1 protein-coding gene is annotated in these 763 nt (G+C 34.2%); it reads right to left on the bottom strand.

Annotated elements, in window-relative coordinates; genetic code table 11:
* Positions 1 to 454: 454 nt before the first annotated feature.
* The coding region (locus I6751_RS06785; RefSeq protein ID WP_196589992.1) for a DUF4405 domain-containing protein at positions 455 to 763 on the bottom strand (309 nt) is incomplete at its 5' end.

Below are 763 nucleotides of genomic sequence, written 5' to 3'. Positions count from 1 at the left end.
TATTTACAGACTTTTATTCATATCCCCGAATTATATTTTCTTTCATCTTTCAAGTCTTGAAGCTATAATAAACTCTTTATATTCCTGATAACTTTTCTTGTATTCATCAGTTCCAAAATCTTTCATCATTTTTCTACAGCCCTTGTAATGTCATCTTGATAAATAATTTTGCCCTTCAATCATACCATGAGCATGTCTCAATTATTCTTTTTCAAACTTAAGCTCATTATTGACAATTGCACTATAGGCATGCGAAATTTGCTCTTCGGTCGGGGTATTGAAAGTAAAGGAAGTGCAGTTTTCATAGAATATATTAAAGTAGTCCATTGTTCAAACTAAATTATGGGTTATTGTATTTCCAAGAAATTCGAGGATCAGGATTTTGTCGCAGATAATATCCTCTTGAAACAGCCCTTTCTCCTCTATTATGTAGTTACCGTACCGGTACCCTGAATCAATATCCAATTTTATTCACCCTCCCAGGTTTCGAGCTGAAGCAAAGGTATGACTTCATTGGTTTTAAATTGAGTCCTATATGTATTAAACCAGCTATTATAAATATATATCCACCCCACTCATGTACTATTGATGGGTAAAAATGCTCCCCAAATTGTTCCTCATAACTACTATTTTGTTGACCTTGTTCCGTAAGATATTGGCTATCGATCCCAGGGACATGTACGTAAGAAGCCATTTGGATACCAGTTATTGACAGAAGAATAAAAGTTATGGCAAGTACAATTGAAATAGTCAAGAAAAGCGC

Source organism: Pectinatus frisingensis (assembly GCF_015732285.1).
In the GTDB taxonomy this organism is placed as follows: Bacteria; Bacillota; Negativicutes; order Selenomonadales; family Selenomonadaceae; genus Pectinatus; species Pectinatus frisingensis.
This window is presented reverse-complemented; position numbering and strand designations above follow the sequence as displayed.